This is a genomic window from Pseudoalteromonas sp. T1lg65, from assembly GCF_051930985.1.
Taxonomy (GTDB): Bacteria; Pseudomonadota; Gammaproteobacteria; order Enterobacterales; family Alteromonadaceae; genus Pseudoalteromonas.
Window position 1 is genome coordinate 692,501 of the sequence record NZ_CP196837.1, and the last position, 17,429, is coordinate 709,929.

At 43.6% G+C, this 17,429-nt stretch carries 13 protein-coding genes and 2 rRNA genes (1 of these 15 cut by a window edge); 11 read left to right on the forward strand and 4 right to left on the reverse strand.

What is annotated here, in order from left to right:
- Window positions 1-804 (forward strand): 23S ribosomal RNA (locus tag ACSLBF_RS02975) (it extends 2,078 nt beyond the left edge of the window).
- Between the two features lie 116 nt (window positions 805-920).
- Window positions 921-1,035, forward strand: a 5S ribosomal RNA gene (gene rrf, locus ACSLBF_RS02980).
- Window positions 1,036-1,732: 697 nt separating this feature from the next.
- On the opposite strand, the gene ACSLBF_RS02985 is transcribed toward rrf, so the two are convergent.
- Entirely contained in the window at window positions 1,733-3,529 is a 1,797-nt protein-coding gene (locus ACSLBF_RS02985) for a sulfatase-like hydrolase/transferase (protein WP_440055134.1), read from the reverse strand.
- A gap of 490 nt (window positions 3,530-4,019) precedes the next feature.
- On the opposite strand from ACSLBF_RS02985, the gene ACSLBF_RS02990 reads away from it, so the two are divergent.
- The 3 genes from ACSLBF_RS02990 (at window position 4,020) to ACSLBF_RS03000 (ending at window position 8,148) form a co-directional block, all read left to right on the forward strand.
- Window positions 4,020-5,171, forward strand: a complete 1,152-nt coding sequence (locus ACSLBF_RS02990; protein ID WP_440055135.1) for a response regulator — start codon at window positions 4,020-4,022, stop codon at window positions 5,169-5,171.
- Window positions 5,172-5,267: 96 nt separating this feature from the next.
- Entirely contained in the window at window positions 5,268-6,023 is a 756-nt protein-coding gene (locus tag ACSLBF_RS02995) for a class I SAM-dependent methyltransferase (protein WP_440055136.1), read from the forward strand.
- Window positions 6,024-6,228: 205 nt separating this feature from the next.
- Window positions 6,229-8,148, forward strand: coding sequence for a methyl-accepting chemotaxis protein (locus tag ACSLBF_RS03000; RefSeq protein ID WP_440055137.1), 1,920 nt, complete (start codon window positions 6,229-6,231; stop codon window positions 8,146-8,148).
- A 68-nt stretch (window positions 8,149-8,216) separates the two neighbouring features.
- Here ACSLBF_RS03000 and ACSLBF_RS03005 read toward each other — a convergent pair whose 3' ends face one another.
- Window positions 8,217-10,358, reverse strand: a complete 2,142-nt coding sequence (locus tag ACSLBF_RS03005; protein WP_440055138.1) for a S8 family peptidase — start codon at window positions 10,356-10,358, stop codon at window positions 8,217-8,219.
- A 521-nt stretch (window positions 10,359-10,879) separates the two neighbouring features.
- Between ACSLBF_RS03005 and ACSLBF_RS03010 the strand changes: the two genes are divergently transcribed.
- On the forward strand, window positions 10,880-12,067 hold the full coding sequence (locus ACSLBF_RS03010; protein WP_440055139.1) for an NAD(P)/FAD-dependent oxidoreductase: 1,188 nt from the start codon (window positions 10,880-10,882) through the stop codon (window positions 12,065-12,067).
- Here the strand turns inward: ACSLBF_RS03010 and ACSLBF_RS03015 are convergent.
- Window positions 12,064-12,369 carry a Fic family protein gene (locus tag ACSLBF_RS03015; protein WP_440055140.1) on the reverse strand — a complete coding sequence of 102 codons (306 nt, stop codon included), beginning with the start codon at window positions 12,367-12,369 and terminating at the stop codon, window positions 12,064-12,066. The two genes, ACSLBF_RS03010 and ACSLBF_RS03015, sit on opposite strands and share 4 nt — an antisense overlap.
- A 366-nt stretch (window positions 12,370-12,735) precedes the next feature.
- Here ACSLBF_RS03015 and ACSLBF_RS03020 point away from each other — a divergent pair, with 366 nt between their 5' ends.
- On the forward strand, window positions 12,736-13,602 hold the full coding sequence (locus ACSLBF_RS03020; protein ID WP_440055141.1) for an alpha/beta hydrolase: 867 nt from the start codon (window positions 12,736-12,738) through the stop codon (window positions 13,600-13,602).
- Between the two features lie 65 nt (window positions 13,603-13,667).
- The gene (locus ACSLBF_RS03025) at window positions 13,668-15,209 is read left to right on the forward strand and encodes an MBL fold metallo-hydrolase (RefSeq protein ID WP_440055142.1); all 1,542 of its coding nucleotides are present in this window, start codon (window positions 13,668-13,670) and stop codon (window positions 15,207-15,209) included.
- A gap of 156 nt (window positions 15,210-15,365) precedes the next feature.
- Here the strand turns inward: ACSLBF_RS03025 and ACSLBF_RS03030 are convergent, their stop codons facing one another.
- The gene (locus ACSLBF_RS03030; RefSeq protein ID WP_440055143.1) at window positions 15,366-15,899 is read right to left on the reverse strand and encodes a hypothetical protein; all 534 of its coding nucleotides are present in this window, start codon (window positions 15,897-15,899) and stop codon (window positions 15,366-15,368) included.
- A 139-nt stretch (window positions 15,900-16,038) separates the two neighbouring features.
- Between ACSLBF_RS03030 and ACSLBF_RS03035 the strand changes: the two genes are divergently transcribed.
- The 3 genes from ACSLBF_RS03035 (at window position 16,039) to ACSLBF_RS03045 (ending at window position 17,425) form a co-directional block, all read left to right on the forward strand.
- Window positions 16,039-16,185, forward strand: a complete 147-nt coding sequence (locus tag ACSLBF_RS03035) for a hypothetical protein (protein ID WP_440055144.1) — start codon at window positions 16,039-16,041, stop codon at window positions 16,183-16,185.
- Window positions 16,186-16,540: 355 nt separating this feature from the next.
- Complete coding sequence (locus ACSLBF_RS03040) at window positions 16,541-17,104, forward strand: phosphoribosyltransferase (protein WP_440055145.1); 564 nt, start codon at window positions 16,541-16,543, stop codon at window positions 17,102-17,104.
- A gap of 114 nt (window positions 17,105-17,218) precedes the next feature.
- On the forward strand, window positions 17,219-17,425 hold the full coding sequence (locus tag ACSLBF_RS03045; protein WP_440055146.1) for a DUF1289 domain-containing protein: 207 nt from the start codon (window positions 17,219-17,221) through the stop codon (window positions 17,423-17,425).
- The last annotated feature ends 4 nt before the right edge of the window (window positions 17,426-17,429 follow it).

The following is a 17,429-nucleotide window of genomic DNA, read 5'->3' on the forward strand; positions in this document are numbered from 1 at the left end:
ACCCTACATGTGTAGGATAGGTGGGAGGCTTTGAAGCAGAGACGCTAGTTTCTGTGGAGCCGACCTTGAAATACCACCCTTGTAGTGTTGATGTTCTAACTTAGGCCCCTAATCGGGGTTGAGGACAGTGCCTGGTGGGTAGTTTGACTGGGGCGGTCTCCTCCCAAAGAGTAACGGAGGAGCACGAAGGTTTGCTAAGTACGGTCGGACATCGTACGGTTAGTGTAATGGTAGAAGCAAGCTTAACTGCGAGACAGACACGTCGAGCAGGTACGAAAGTAGGTCATAGTGATCCGGTGGTTCTGAATGGAAGGGCCATCGCTCAACGGATAAAAGGTACTCCGGGGATAACAGGCTGATACCGCCCAAGAGTTCATATCGACGGCGGTGTTTGGCACCTCGATGTCGGCTCATCACATCCTGGGGCTGAAGTCGGTCCCAAGGGTATGGCTGTTCGCCATTTAAAGTGGTACGCGAGCTGGGTTTAGAACGTCGTGAGACAGTTCGGTCCCTATCTGCCGTGGGCGTTTGAGAATTGAGAGGGGCTGCTCCTAGTACGAGAGGACCGGAGTGGACGAACCGCTGGTGTTCGGGTTGTGATGCCAATTGCATTGCCCGGTAGCTACGTTCGGAATCGATAACCGCTGAAAGCATCTAAGCGGGAAGCGAGCCTCGAGATGAGTTCTCACTTGGAGTTCGACTCCACTAAAGGGCCGTTGAAGACTACAACGTTGATAGGCGAGATGTGGAAGTGGTGTGAGCCATTAAGCTAACTCGTACTAATTACCCGTGAGGCTTAACCATACAACGCCAAAGTGGTTTAAGCGACAGAAGTTAATGAAACTGAAGTAGACGAAGAATTTAATTAAGCTTTCCAGATTTTATATCGATGAGCGTATGCTTGTTGATGAACAGAATTTCCTGGTGAACATAGCGTTTTGGAACCACCTGACCCCATGCCGAACTCAGAAGTGAAACAAAACAGCGTCGATGATAGTGTGGCAGCTGCCATGTGAAAGTAGAACATCGCCAGGGCCTTATTAGAAAAACCCGATTCGAAAGAGTCGGGTTTTTTGCTTTTTGTCTTTACCAAACCTGACCATGTTGGAAGGCGCTTTGCTTTTCCAACCTACCAAAATACTGTCAACACCACACCTGGTAGGTCGGCATAAGCGCAGCGCCATCCGACGTCAAGCAACGATAACCAATGTAGCAATTGATGATAGTGTGGCAGCTGCCATGTGCTCTCTGTTTAAAAAAATGGAACATCGCCAAGGGCAAAAAAGAACCCATTGCAGCAATACGACGGTTTTTTTGCTTTTTGTCTTTACCAAACCTGACCATGTTGGAAGGCGCTTTGCTTTTCCAACCTACCAAAATACTGTCAACACCACACCAAGTAGGTCGGCATAAGCGTAGCGCCATCCGACGTCAAACAACGATAACCAATGTAGCAATTGATGATAGTGTGGCAGCTGCCATGTGCGCTCTATTTAAAAGAACGGAACATCTTCTGGGCTAAAAAAGAACCCATAGCAGCAATGCGACGGTTTTTTTGCTTTTTGTCTTTACCAAACCTAACCATGTTGGAAGGCGCTTCGCTTTTCCAACCTACCCACAAGACTTCAACACCACACCAAGTAGGTCGGCTAAGCGCAGCGCCATCCGACGTTAGATACCAATTTAATATTAAAAACGGTTGTTGCAGCGAGCTCTGGAATTACTGGTAACGCTATTTTCTTATTGGAACTACAAAAGTATTTTCGTCACTTTGTTCCTCGATTTCTTTATTAATATTTTGTGGTAATAAGCGTTTACTTACTCGCTGTTCTTTCATTACTTCCTCTAACGCTGTCAGTACTTCCGGTTCCAGCGGTGTCGGACAAAGTGAGCTTAACAGGTTTATTTCTTCAGTAGGGTCGGTACTTAGGTTGTAGCATTCATACTCACTCGGAATAAATCGCGCGGTGGCTATATTATCTGGATTACCTGATGCGATAAGGTGGCTCAGATCATAACGAGAGTCGTTACGACCTACATTTTCGTCATCCACTTCCCTGCTATCTAAAAAACCAGTATTGCTATAAAAGCGCGCGTTATCGTAGTAACGGACATACTTCCATCGAGTATCACCAGTAAGATGTGGTAACTTTGTGATAATCGCTTCGATATGGTTAGGTTGTACAATACTGTTATAGGCTACTCCTGTTGCCAAGTTTGTCATATCTTCACCGACCTCTACATTGTCATTGGTCATAAAATAAATCGGTTGTTCTTTGGGCTCTTCTTGGTCTAACAGTATTTTAGAAAGATCTCTGCCCACAAGCGGCCTTGCTTCACTGTGCGTTTCACTGAGTTTTTGACGCACAGACTCCGCATCAATATCTGCTAAACCTAGTAATGTAGGTAACAAGTCTATATGAGAGGTGGTGATATCCAGCTGTTTGGACTGTTTAAATAGATTAGGATTAGAAACGATAAATGGCACATTTAGTACCTCTTGGTAAGCGGTATACCATTTTTGATGTAGTCCACCATGGGCACCTAACAGCTCACCGTGATCAGAAGTAAATATAACGATGGTATTATCAAAAAGAGACGTCTGTTTGAGTGTTTCATAAACTGTGGTGATGTGTTTGTTCACTTCTGCCATCAAGTAATAGTAAAACTGACGATACGCTTCAGTCGTTGGTTGGGGCAGGTACATACGAGGATAAGTATACAAATAGTCTTTTTGACAGCGGGGTTTGCTCTCTAACGTTTCGTTTTGACTTGGGGCAGGGTCAACATTAGGAAGCGCACCGGCTTCTTTTTGCTGATAAAACTCTTCAAACCAATCCTTTTGGCGCGGTAATACAATGTCGTGAGGATTTACGAAAGAAGATACTAACAGAAAAGGTTGCCCATCACCTGCTTTGGCTTGTTTATCCAGCATTGCTAATGTTTCGCAGACTTGCCGTGCAAAGCCCGGGTCACGTACTGTGCCACAATTATTCTCTGCTGAGCCATGAGGTTCTGGTCCTATCCATTGGTTGAACCCAAATTTGTCTAAGCGGTTTGCTTGACTGTAAAGCGAGATACGCTCCGGATAGGGTTGTCCTTGGATCGAATTGCTCACCAATGCCTGTTGAGTGCCAGGGACAAGAATATCTTCATCAGAGAGATGCCACTTGCCTCTATAAAAGGTCTGATAGCCAGCTTCTCGGAACCAAGAACCCATCGTCGGTACCGTGTTTGGCTCTAACCAAAACATGTTCTGATCAAATGAAGATTTTCCGATCCCAGGTGTTTGACTAACTCCGTGTAAGGAAGGGTACTGGCCTGTGTAAATAGATGTTCTGCTTGGTGCGCAGGCAGTGGAGGCCGCATTATGGTTAGTAAACTCCGTACCATATTGACGCATTTGCATCAGACTTTCGCTATTTTGCAAGCGGTAAGCCTTAGCTTCTGGATTTTCATACGGGGGAGGAAATCGTTCTTCGTCGGTAGTTATAATTAAAAAATTTGGTCGCTTACCATTGATGTTCATTAGAATGTCCTTCTCACTGATAGTGTTGTTTTGCACACCCAGTGTAGTTGAGAATCGAAACAATGATGGTGACTATGACACGATTCCCAATTAATCCTTCATGTCCCGAATGCCGTCAGTATGAAAGTGGCCTAACTATTCTACAAAACTTCAACGGAAAGTGGCTTGGTCTGGAATGTAGCGTATCGAAGATTAACGCTAATAGTTGCAGGAAATACATCATGTAAAATCTATCGGCTTTTCAAACGGCAATTTCTTTGTGTATAGGTGTGTATCAGGAAGTGGCGCATCTAGAGCTATGCCACATCTAAGTCGTATTTTCCGGCTACTGAGTTCTATTTTTCGGTTCTTAAGGCAAGTAAAACAACCTCTTAAGAGGTAGCAAAATCACCGAATCTTACTATGCTAATTAGTATTATTTATGACCGTCAGCGATAGCCTAAAGCTGTGTATTGCTGGTCAAACTCTCGTTTTTTAATAAGGACGTCCCATGACGAAACTGGTGCTAGCAGTTGACGACGATAAGTTAGTTCATCACATCATTAAAGAAGCGCTTTCCAGAACCTGTAATTTAATACATGCTAAGGATGGAAAAGAAGGTCTTACTCTAGCCCAAAAGCACAAGCCCGATATTATTTTGCTTGACGTCGAAATGCCGGGAATATCTGGTTTTGAAGTATGTGAAAAAATAAAACGTGATACCGAAACAAAAGAGATCCCGGTGATGTTTTTGTCTTCTAAGGCTGAACTTGCAGAGCGAATGCGGGGCTACAATGCGGGGGCGTCAGACTATATCGTTAAGCCTTTTAATGTTGATGAGTTACAAGCTCGTATCAATGTACTCGATGACTACAGACAACTTTCAAAACGTTTGAAGCAAGATGTTCAACATGCTCAAGTTGCTGCGGAAATTGCTATGACCGACTCTGGCGATATGGGTCGGATCATGCGTTATGTTGGTCAGTCATATCATGCACATGATTTAAAAATGCTCAGTGACTACTTTTTGGAGTTTTTCATCCCAATGGATTTGCAGGTTGCCGTCGCCTTTTGGTATCAAGGTCGCCCTCAGTTTTATGCCTCGGAAGGGATCATTCAACCCATCGAGCAAGAACTATTTGAAAAGCATCGCGACGGAAGTCGGTTTATCGATTTTGGTAAACGCACCATTATCAACTACCCCAAAGTTTCTCTGCTAATAAAAAACATGCCGGTAGATGATCCTGCTGTTTATGGTCGATATAAAGATCTGTTTCCGCATATTTTGGAGGCGGCTGACGCGAAAATCAGAGATATGGAAGTCAGTGAGGATGCGATAATCAAAGTGGAAAAAATTGGACAAGTATTCACGGAGCTAAGCGATCACGTTAGTGGTATTGGTAGCGACTACGGCGATAACGAAAAGGCCTTTAGCGAAATATTGAACGATAAACATATCGGCCAATTACCAGTGGATTGCCGAGCTAAGCTGCAACAGTTGCACCAACACTACAAATTTCTCAGTGATGAACTAAAGCTCATAAAGCAACGGCTCGATGAAGTTGCAGAAGTTCGCCAGCAGTTAGCTGTTAGTTTGTCTAAAATTTCCGAACGTTGGGGTGAAGACAAAGTTGCAGCACAAATTGATATAGAACTCTTTTAACGCATAATACTTGGGTAAATAGTCCGCTAGTTATTTATGGTAGGTGAAAAGGTTCGTATAATGTCGCTTTGACTGCACAGCATTAGGAGTTGTCGCTTGCTGATCCACACGCCATTTGAAGAAAATCGCTCGTATCTAGATTCTATCGTCGCAAAGTTCAAGCTTGATGAGCTCAGCGCTAACGATGAGTTCTATCAACTGGTTTATGATGAGCAGGGACTTAAGCTATTTAAGCGAGATGAACCTAAACTAGGAGCCATTCAGGTTGACTTTGTCACGGGGGCGGTTGCGCATCGCCGTAAATTTGGGGGTGGCAAAGGCCAAGCTATCGCTAAGGCGGTGGGGTTAAGTAAAGGAGCCACTCCTAAAGTATTGGACGCCACAGCTGGACTTGGTCGGGATGCATTTGTACTGGCATCTCTTGGTTGTAACGTGATTATGCATGAACGTAATCCTGTAGTTGCTGCGTTACTTTACGATGGCCTTGAACGTGCTTACCAAGACGCTGAAATAGGTGACTGGATGCGGGAAAAAATGCAACTGGTGTTTGGTTCCAGCCATGAGCTTCTATCTCAAACTGAACATCAACCAGATGTTGTCTACCTCGATCCCATGTTTCCGCATCGTGAAAAATCAGCACAAGTTAAAAAGGAAATGCGCGTATTCCATTCGTTGGTCGGCGATGATCAAGATGCCGATGCGTTACTGCCGTTTGCCTATCAATTAGCCAGTAAGAGAATCGTCGTTAAACGCCCTGATTATGCGGGTTTTTTAAATGATAAACAGCCGAGTATGCAAATAAAAACCAAGAAAAATCGCTTTGATGTGTACGTTAAAGCTGCGATGAAATAATGGTTTTTGCGCTGCTTTTTTATATTGTGTAATTTGCGTATAAATTACGTTTTCATTTTGTAAAACGCATTGGTCTCAATTAGAAATAACTCATCCAAAAGTATGTTTTGTCATAATGTCGCTCAATATGTAATCAGGTTTAATTAATCTGTCATAAATTCTTAATACTCTACCGCTGCATTTTTAATTTAATGGGTAGTGATTTATGCGCGTGTCTACTTTTACTCGTTTGCTGGCAATTTTATTAGCTGGGGCGAGCATACTATTGGCGGCTAGCTTATTTTGGGCAAGCCAAGTGCTCACCGAGTTAGATAAGCAAGATGCCGCTTACAACCGAGTTAAAAATGCCGTAATTATAGAGCTTGAAGGCACGGTTGAAGACTACTTAAGTGCTGGTGATAGCCAATACCTGAATAAAGCTGATGAGCAAATTATTCGTCTGCAAAAAAGTGTAGAAGCACTCCCAGACGATTTAGCGAAGCGTTTGCAAAACGACTTATCTCAGCTTCAAACTGATATTCGCGGTCGCTACCGAGCACTAGGAAAGCTGTCTGGAAATGAAATGGCGTTATTGGATAACGCATTACGGCAAATGTCGGGTTCAGCTTCAAGCCTGGTTAACTACACCATTCAAGCGCAAGCGCAGTCCCAAAGCAAAGAGTATCATCGACTAGCATCAGATTACTTTAGTGAAATCAGTAATTTAAGTATTTACACTTATCAATTGGTTATGCAGTACGATAAACAAACTCAAAGCAGCCTGATGGCGAGTTTAAATAGACTGCAAAGCCTAGCGTCAAAAATAGATAAAATGCCTAACCTTGGGGTGATGACAGAAGTTGACGAAGATGAGCTGTTTCTTGGCGCAGAAGCTGAAGACAAAGCGCTAGAGATCAAGGCTGAACTCATTAGTTGGCCAAAACGTTTCTCAAGAGATTTAGAAAATACCCTAGAGCAGTCAAAGCAACGCCAAGTCGGCATGCATGAACTGCGTCAAGATATAAAAACCATATCTGAGCGGATTCTTGAAGCCGAAACCCGCCTAAAAACTCAACAAGCTGAAGTAAAAAGCAATGTATTTTTATTGTTTGGCGGTGCGATTGGTTTATTAGTGTTACTTGCCGCGGGTGTATATTTGGTGCAGTTTAGTCAAGTTCTTACGCCACTTCGCCATTTACGGGACGGCTTTGCACAGCTTATTGAAAGTAATGAGCTACATAATATTGAAAGTATGAATGCTAATACGGAAATTGGTGAGATTGCGAGCTACTTCAATCAGCTTATTGAAAGGCAACGAGCTGAGGCCAGCGAACGAGAAGCGATGCTTGGCGTAGTGAACGAGTTTATGGAAGAAATGAACCAAAACTTGGCTCGGATCTCAACACAAGCAGACGATACTTTCTCTCAAGTAGAGCATAATCAGGAGCAATTGGAGTCGCTCCGCACTCTGGGTGCTGATGCGAATGAGATTAACGCGCAAGTAGCGGATAATGCTAATCACACTTACGAAGCGATGACCCAAAGTGTGCAGTATGCTGACTCGATGCTGAGTGCCAGCTCAACAACACAGCGTCGTGTAGAGCAAGGGCTAGATAGTCTAAACGAGTTACTAAACGGGGTTTCTGATGTCGGCAATGTTATTGAAGTGATCAGTAATATTGCAGAACAAACTAACCTACTTGCACTTAACGCGGCGATTGAATCAGCCAGAGCGGGTGAGCATGGTCGTGGGTTTGCAGTAGTAGCGGATGAAGTAAGAAAGCTGGCTCGACAAACACAGGCGTCATTGACCGACATTGATGAGCAGCTAAAAGTGCTCAGTGAAAACTCGAATAAAGTATCTACACAAATTTCAGCATTGGCGGATGAATCTCAGCAGCAAACTTCCCACGCACAAGAACTCAAGCGTAACTCTGAGGGGGTTGCTGAAAGTGCGCAAAGTGCCAATCAGGTTGCAGCGCACGCGATGGAGCTGGCCAATCAGCAAACGGGCTTACTGGATGACTTTGGTCTGGCAATGGACAATATGAAAGTGCAAGTAAATAGCTCTAATGAGCAAGTGAAACAGATACAAGTCAGGCTTGAAGCACAAATGCGAGAAATCCGCGCAACACTTGGCTTATAAATGTTGCTGTGAGCTACGATAAAAAAGGGCCGATAGGCCCTTTTTTTGTAGTTAATACAAGCCCTTAATTAAGGCTTATATTGCGCGTCTAAAGTGACGCCAGAGAATGTGCGATACGCGTAAATGCTTAAGTGCCACGTGCCCGCTTGCGGATTGGTAAAGGTACAAGTCTCGGCATTGCCAGATTCATAAGGACGACAATCATAGCTGTTTGCAGTAGGCTGTGCGCCATATTTTACGTGTAGATCACCATCGCCTGAACCACCAGAAGTCGTTACGGTAAACGTACTCATGCCTTCTGGGACTTCAATCGTATAGTGTACCCATTGACCACGAGATGCAGAAAGGTCTGATACAGAACCACCACCTGCTTCTGGGCTTGTGGTATCTGAACCTGTTGTAGCTGCAAGTAATGAAACGCCCGAGTAAGCTTGATAGCCTTCCAGCATAACGTGATAAGTCCCCGCTTGTGGGTTATCAAAACTACACACTTCGTTGTTGCCGCTTTCATATGGGCGACAGTCGTAGCTCGCTGCACTTGGCTGGCTACCTAGTTTAACGTACATATCAACGTCACCTGTACCACCACTGGTGGTGAAGGTCACATTGCTCTTTCCTGATGGTACATTAAAGGTATAGAAAGCTTGGCTTTGTGCGCCACCTGCTAGTCCTGTTTCTACTACACCATCTTGCAGCTCACCACCACCTACAGGTGGCTCGACTACGTCACCGCCAAGTGCTTCATCAACGGCTGCGGCAGCGTCGACGATACCAGTACCGCAGTTTGAGCAAGAACCTGTAAATGCACGAGCTGTGTCTTTAATGATGGCTTCAACTTCATCTGGAGTTGCTGAAGGTTTAGCTTCTTTGATTAGTGCAGCAATACCAGCGACATGTGGCGCTGCCATTGATGTGCCTTGAGAGTAGTGATAGGTATCGCTTACAGGCGCATCAGAACCAGAATTATGGGTTGATAAAATACCTTCAGGGTCATTTGCATAGCCTTGAGCACCACCAGGAGCTGCTACATCGATATTTGTGCCGTAATTAGAGTAGTAAGCGCGATCACCATCACGACCAATCGCCGCGACGTTGATGATACCGTTACAGTTACCTGGGTTATAATTGGCTGAGTTGTCGTTATCATTACCCGCTGCGATAACAATAACCGAGCCATTGTTACGAGCTTGGTTAATGGCATTTTGAGTGGTTGCGCTACAAGCACCGCTGCCGCCTAAACTCATATTGATAACGTCAGCTGGATTTGCATTCGCAGGTACACCCGATACAGATCCACCTGATGCCCAAATAATCCCATCTGCGATATCTGAAGTTAAGCCACCGCATTTACCTAATACACGAACAGGTACTACTTTTGAATTGTATGCAACACCAGCTACGCCTTGACCATTATTAGTGACTGCTGCAACCGTGCCAGCAACATGAGTGCCGTGCCAGCTAGAATCTGAAGCATTGTGTGTGTAGCCACATTCATCTTTGGTTACGGCATCGCCCGGATCTTGTGCATCGTTATCACGACCATCACCATCGTTACCAACAAAGGTATCAGAGATCATGTCATAGCCAGGTAGGAGGTTTGCATTTAAGTCGGCATGTGGACGATAGCCAGTATCTAATACCGCGACTACAGTACCTTGACCTGTGGCTTTATCCCAAGCCGCAGGCGCATTGATCCCTGCTGTTGACTCAAAATAGTGCCATTGATCACCGTAACTTGGATCGTTAGGTGTCGCAAATGGCTTTAACATTTGGTCAATCTCAATATATTCCAGATCACCTGATGCCATCATTTCTTGCATAAATGCCTGCGTTTCAGCCGGAGATAATTTTTTATCTAAACGCATTACATGGTGGCCACCCATTGCCATAGGGCGTACATATTGCGCTGTTGCGTTTACTTTTCTACTTTTGATGCCTTGCACGAAGTTCTTTGCACGAACTTGCATTTGTGCGGCCGTAGGCGCTGCGTTTTCAGACATCGTGGCCATTTGTGCCGCTGAGGTCTCTTTGTATTTAATTATAAATTGAGTGCCTCGCGTGTTTTGACCTGCAATTTTAGCTGCGACTGCTGACAGTTCTGCATTAGTTGCGATTGATTCAACTGAGGTTGCTGATGCGGCTGATGTTACAAATAACGTCGCAATTGCACTGCTTAGCGCTGCACGTTTGAAATTTTTCTTAGTTGTCATAATGTTTCCCTAGTTTCTAACTTGTTGTTCAACTGTTAACTTTTGAGTTGCAGGTCAACGAAAGTAAACGTCCAGTTAAAGAAAACAAAGATCTGTTTTGTTATTTGCATTAATAATTTGGTTATAAGCAGACGGATAAATGGCTTTATTATTTCATTAGCATGTTGTTTTTATTAATTTTGTATGACTTTTTCTGTTGCTGGTTTGATTTTATTACAATGTAAATGAGTGTAAACAAAGGGGTTTCTGTTCCATTTATAGGTATGATATTTAAAGGAATATTGCTTTTTTAGTCTGTTCATTTGACTTCAAATAGAAAATGACACCGATGTATTCAGGTAAGTGCAATTACAGCCTGTTTACTTCGACATGGTGATCCATGGTGTGGTAACAAAGTAACGAAAAGAAAGCACGTAAGCGTGATGCAATTTGTATATCTTGAGGTGACGTGACTTAAACTATAAAAGCGAGGTCAGGGACGGTATAATTCACGCGCTTTAAACAAACAAGAGAGAGTTTGCATGCAACAAGTTGATGTTGTGGTAATAGGCGCCGGTGCGGCTGGATTGATGTGTGCTGCGCAAGCGGGTTATCGCGGTCGCAAAGTTGCGGTGGTTGATATGGGTAAAAAGCCCGGAAGAAAGATCCTGATCAGCGGTGGTGGCCGTTGTAACTTCACCAATGAAAATGCCTCACCAGCAAACTATTTGTGTAGCAACCCTCATTTTGTTAAGTCCTGCTTAAGCCGATATACACAGCAAGATTTTATCGACTTAGTCGATCGCCACGGCTTGCAATACCACCATAAAACGCTGGGACAACTATTTTGCGATAATAGCGCGCAAGATATCGTTGATATTTTACTCACCGAGTGTGAGTGGGCGGGTGTGAGCATTCATTTACGCCAAGAGGTTTCATCCATAAGTGCTTTACCTGAAGGTGGTTACCAAGTACAGACCTCAACCTTAACCTTGCAGTGCGAGTCCGTCGTGGTGGCCTCCGGTGGGTTAACCATGCCTAAACTAGGTGCGACGCCAATAGGCTATAAAATTGCCGAACAATTTGGCTTAAAAGTCTTACCAACCACCGCTGCGCTAGTACCATTTACTCTACACGACCACGACAAAGCGCGCTTTGATGGCTTGTCGGGCGTTAGTGTTGATTGCTTAGTCACAAGTGAAAGCGGTGTGCAATTTAGAGAAAATATTCTCTTTACTCACCGTGGCTTATCAGGGCCAGCAATACTCCAAATTAGCTCATTTTGGAAATCTGGAGAGTATGTAAGTATAAACTTACTTCCTGACTTGAACGTTGCAGAGCAGCTACACCAATGGCGCAACGAACAAGGGCAAAAGAGCTTAAAGAACTTACTCTCAACTATTTTACCGAAACGTTTTATAGAAGCCTTAATAGAAGACAAAAGTATTCCAGATAAAAATGCCAACCAGCTGAGTCATACTGAAATCGACCAGTTAGCTCAAACCCTCACCGAGTGGAAAATCAAACCCAACGGCACCGAAGGCTACCGCACCGCTGAAGTCACCCTAGGCGGCGTCGATACCGATGAGCTCAGCTCAAAAACCTTCGAAGCCAAAAAGCAAAAAGGCTTGTACTTTATCGGCGAAGTCACCGATGTGACTGGTTGGCTCGGGGGCTACAACTTCCAATATGCATGGAGCTGCGGCTGGGCCTGTGGACAAGTGGTTTAAAGCCTTTTAGCTAACTCTTTGCCCGCTTCGCTCAACACATAACGCTGTAAACGGCTGGTGGGTTTATCTGGCTGCGTCATCTCAATCAACCCCAACTCAAGCGCTGGTTTGATATAACGTGCTTGAAACGACTTTCTATCTTTTAACTCAAGCGCTTGTTGTAAAGAGGTTCTATCAATTGGCGCAGGTTGCCCATCCAAGACACGCAATAGCTTTTCGACTTGGGGGGTGACTTGGGGGGTAACTTGTGGGGTATTCTGGCCCCCATGATCTTGTAAGGTCTCTAAAATCACCTGCATCATAAATTCAATAAATGGCGCTGAGTCGGTGGCAAGGTTGCTTGCTTGGTGGTAATAATTAGGTTGCCTCGTTACCTTTGTGTCCTCATGGTTCGTACTGAAGGGAGGCGAGTTTTAGGAACCTATTCCCACTCGAAAGTTCATAACACCATAAAACTTATACTTTTATTATTTCTATTTTCGGCGTCAGCTAAAAATCATCGGTAGTTCAAGTTTTTATTTTTGATCTTATGTAGTGTGTAAGTCACCTCAGCTGGCTATTACAAGTGACAACAATGAAGAGAGTGTACAAAGTCGCAGTATTGGGCAAGTTCGCTTGTCTGCAGCTGAGCTTAAGTACCTGCTAAACCGATAAGGTGGAACACGATTATGAGAATCAATTTAATTATTGCACTATTTACGTTATTACCGTTTTTTACGCTGCAAGCGAAAGAGCCTGCGCCAGTTCAGATCCCTGGTACTGAAGTTATTCCAATTCAAGATAGCAAAACCAAACGGCAGTATGACTTGTATGTGAAATTGCCAGAAAGCTATCAAAGCAATAACGATAAGCATTATCCGGTGATTTATTTTACCGATGCTTATTGGCATATCGAGTTGCTATCGGCTGCGACTTTCTTTTTGATGGAAGAGGTAATTTTGGTTGGGGTGTCGTGGCAGACCGATATTTCTGAGCAGCAAAAATTAGACGTCGGCGTGTATGCGAGCCGTTTTCGCGACTTTTCGATTAAACCCTCAACCGACCCAGAAAAACAAGCCAAGTATCAGTATGGACAAGCGAGTACTCACTTAACGTTTATTCGCGACGATGTGTTTAGCTACGTTGAAAAACACTATCGCACAAAACCAGACGAGCGTACTTATTTTGGTTTTTCTATGGGTGGCTTATTTGGTAGTTATGCACTGTTAACGCAGCCCGATATGTTTAAGAACTATATTTTAGGCAGTCCGAGTATTTGGCGTTCAGCGCCAGATTTGTTCTCGTGGCAAAGCAACGCGCTCAATTCAGATAAACCTGAGATCAACGTGTATATCTCATACGGTGAACAAGAAGAAAAGCTTATTCAGTATGTTGAAGGTTTTGTAGAGACGTTGAAAAAGAACAAGTACAAACGTCTATCAAGGATAGAAAAGGTAGTGATCGAATCTGCTGGGCACAGTGACTCATTTCCATCTATGGCGGTTAAAAGCATCAAATGGCTATCGTCGTTACAGCCGCAACCTAAGGTGCACTAGTCGCAATCAATCAATGAATGAATACAACAGCAAAGATTAACAGGCCCGAGTAGGTAAGAAGTAATATGTATATAAAAAACAGGATTAAAATATTGGGTTGGGTCGCTACATTGTTGCTGGCGTTACTCCATGGGCCGCTCTTGGCCGATGAAAAAGCACAACGCATTATTGACAAAGCCGTGACTGCATACGGAGGTGAAAAGTTATTACAACTTAAAAATATCATGCTGCAAGATAAGCTGATGCACTTTTCCAAGTGGCAAAGCGGTCATGGCTTACAAGGTGAAATGATAAGTTATTTAAGTGAACAGCAAATAGCGCTGAAGATTGACTTTGTTCATCAACGTAAAGCGTTCAAACGTGCAACTTTGCCTATCGTTGGTGGGCATAGCTCGGATAGTCCAGAGGCCATTCACCGCTTATTTAGTCAAGGTAAAGGTTACTCTATTGACCATGTATTGATGCAATATACACCGTCTGAACGTATCAGCTTTGAAAATGTGGATTTAGGGCTAAGCCAGCAGTTAGATACACTTATCGTGCGTAATTTGCATAAAGACAAACAGTCCAGTGAATGGACAGATATTGCCTATATTCAGGGCCAAGCTCATGACGTGATTAGTGTGCATAAAGGGACAAAGCACGAATATGTGCTGTATTTAAATCAACAAACAGGTTATTTATCCAGAGTATTCAAAACGCGTAATGGACAACGTGTTAGCTATGACTTTATGGATCATCAAAATAGTCAAGGCGTAGTATGGGCAAAGCGCTTGTTTGTGGGGACAGAGCAAGGGCCGCTTTATCATACTGATGCAAGAACGGTAAAAGTAAACAAGCTTGAGCATTTGTCGTTTAATGTACCTGAAGGCTATCGCCAACGGCCGAAGGTGAGCCCTGTAGATGTATCAACGCGCACCTTACGAGAGCTTGGTTCTGGGGTGTATTATGTTGGTAAGGAATGGTCATATACCTTATTTGTTGATGTAGGTGAGTATGTTGTTTCGGCGGGCGCTTGGCAAATGGATGCTGACAGTAAAGATTGGCTCAGTAATGTCGAGCTGTTCCGTCAATTGACCAAAAACGATAAGCCAATTAAGCAGCATTTAGTGACGCATCATCATACTGATCACATGATGGGACTAGATGATATTGTTCGGCAAGGCTCGCAGCTGTTAGTTCATACTAATGATGTCACAGCGGTTCAAGCGCATTTGCAGCATCAACTCTCAGCAGAGCAAACAAAGGCAATCACCTCTTATGAGTCGTTGGCTGGTGGTAAGATCCAGATTTATGATGTTGCAAACAGTCATGCGAACCACAACTTGGTAATGTATCTACCTGAACATAATCTATTGTTTACTGAGGATATGTTTGGCAGTAGCTTACAAACTGGGTTTGATTCACCAAGTCGCTGGCCAAATAGTGATACCTATCACCGTCTTGCTGAGTTGATGAAGAAAGTTGACGAGTTTGGTCTTGAGGTCTCGTTGTTTGTGTCTTCGCACCATGCCAGAGTACTTTCGTTGTCAGAGGTTAAACAGGCTCAAGCAATTCAGTTAGTTGATAAAGAGACTTTGATGCATAGGCTGTCCATGGCAACGTAAACAGGTCAGGGCTGAGTCTTTCAGGTCTCTCGTTGCTTACAAAATTAAAAGCAGCGCATGTGAGACTATGTTAAGTCACATCGCCTCATTTACGCTGCAATTATAGGAAAAGCACAGTGCTTAAAGCCTCTGTTGTTTACTTAACCGCAGCTGAGGTTACTGAGTCATATAAGCAATAACGTAGGGTTGCTTAATATTATTCACCAGCCTATCTATTGCCGCTAAATTCATTTTGTTGCCAAAATGCTCTTTGTGTTTTGCCAGTTTATTGCGATTTTCCATTAAGGTTTGGTTGTCACCCTCGAGGAAGGCAACGCTGGCAATCACATATTCGTTCCAAAGAAACTCGGGGCTGCTGGTTGCTGGCAACTCACTGATAATTTTTTTACCCACGCTGATAGCTTCTTCTTTTCTCCCTGCAAACGCCAAGAGTTGAAAATAGTGCCATTCTAGCGCTGAATTATCCGTGTTGTGTTTTTGTTGATAGTCATCAATCAATTTAACGGCTTCGTTATAGCATTTAGCATCCAGCAGTGCCCGCCACCCAGCACCGGGGGGTTGGTCAAACTCATTTACACTGACATCGAGTTTTTGAGATTGTTGTTGGTAAATCTCCTCACAGCTAGCATAACTGGCTATTGAAGTTAGCAGTGAGGTGGTTAGCGACAGTGCGATAATTGATCTTTTCATGGTGTTTCCTGTTAATTTAAAACGTGAACTATCGAATAGAACGACCAAACATGGTTTTTATTTCATCTATTTTACCCATTTTGGGTATTGATGTGTTGCTAGCAAGCTGTTAATTTGATGTTTTTATAACAAGGAGACAATGATGTTTAAGTTAAACAAAAAAACGATGAAAGAGTTAAATGTAGATGGGCGTTTAGATAATAAAATGACGCCAGCTATCCAAGGGGCAAAAAGAACGCGCTGGGAAGTTCAAGCGCAAGAAAGCCTACCAAAAAGAACTCGCTAGTAAGTACCAGTTCAAGATGAACTGAACGCTTTTTATAAAAGGGGCTAGGCTGCGACCGATAATAGCCCTGAAGAAGCCTAGTTTAGGCTTCTTGTTTAGCCCCTCACTTTTTCGGATTCCTGCCGTTTACTTTTTTATTAAACAAGAGGTTTAATGTTCGATTTTAGTTTCCCGACGGTTATCCCAACGCTTGTAAAGCAGCAATCTTGATGTTTACTCCTTTTCTTAATGAAGCAATCTGAAAGCGCAATTATTACAGCATAACCTCGTAAAGTAGGATAGAATATCGGGTTAAGCGCTGCTTATTGATGAAGTGGCGGTTTTCAGCATCACACGGGTTCCATACGGGGTATTTATGTCTGACAAGTGCTTTATTACAGCGCAACAATTGCTTGAAGATTCTTTTCGCTTAGCGGCTCAGGTTTATGAAGATGGCTTTCGACCTGACTTTATTATTGGTATTTGGCGTGGTGGTGCGCCGATAGGCATAGCAGTTCAAGAATATTACGATTTTAAAGGTATTGAAACGGATCATATTGCCGTTCGTACTTCTTCTTACTATGGTATTGGCAAGCAGTCTAAAGAGATAAAAGTTCACGGGTTGCATTACATTATTGAAAATGCCAACGCAGGTGACTCGCTGCTTATTGTTGATGATGTGTTTGATTCTGGTCGCAGTATTTACGCATTAAAAGAAAAGCTTGGTGAGCTAATGCGCTTAAACCTACCTAAGGACATCCGCGTTGCTTGTCCATATTACAAGCCGGCCAATAAAAAAGTCCCGATGACACCAGATTACTACATTCATGAGTCTGACGAGTGGTTAGTGTTTCCACATGAACTATCAGGACTAACGCCTGAAGAGCTCGCAGAAGGTAAATCGGACTTGGCTAATATCAAGTCGCTATTTACTAAGTAACCTCAGCAGAAGTTACTTAGTAATTACAAACAACTTACGGAAAGGGCTGATATTCAGCCCTTTCTCATTTGTGTATTACGACTTAACACGATAGTAATTGTAAGGAGGTGGCTTATGAGTAGTAATCGCGGTGACGCTAAGCCGATAGATGAAGTAGAAAGCCCCTGTATCAGACAGTGTTGCTTGGATGACCATGACGTGTGTGTGGGTTGTTATCGAACGCTGGAAGAAATATTAAACTGGTCAGCTGTGCCAGCAGAGATCAAGCGCGAGATACTAAGCAACTGCGAAGCTCGTAAAAAGGTGGCGCGAAAAATTTAGCGTG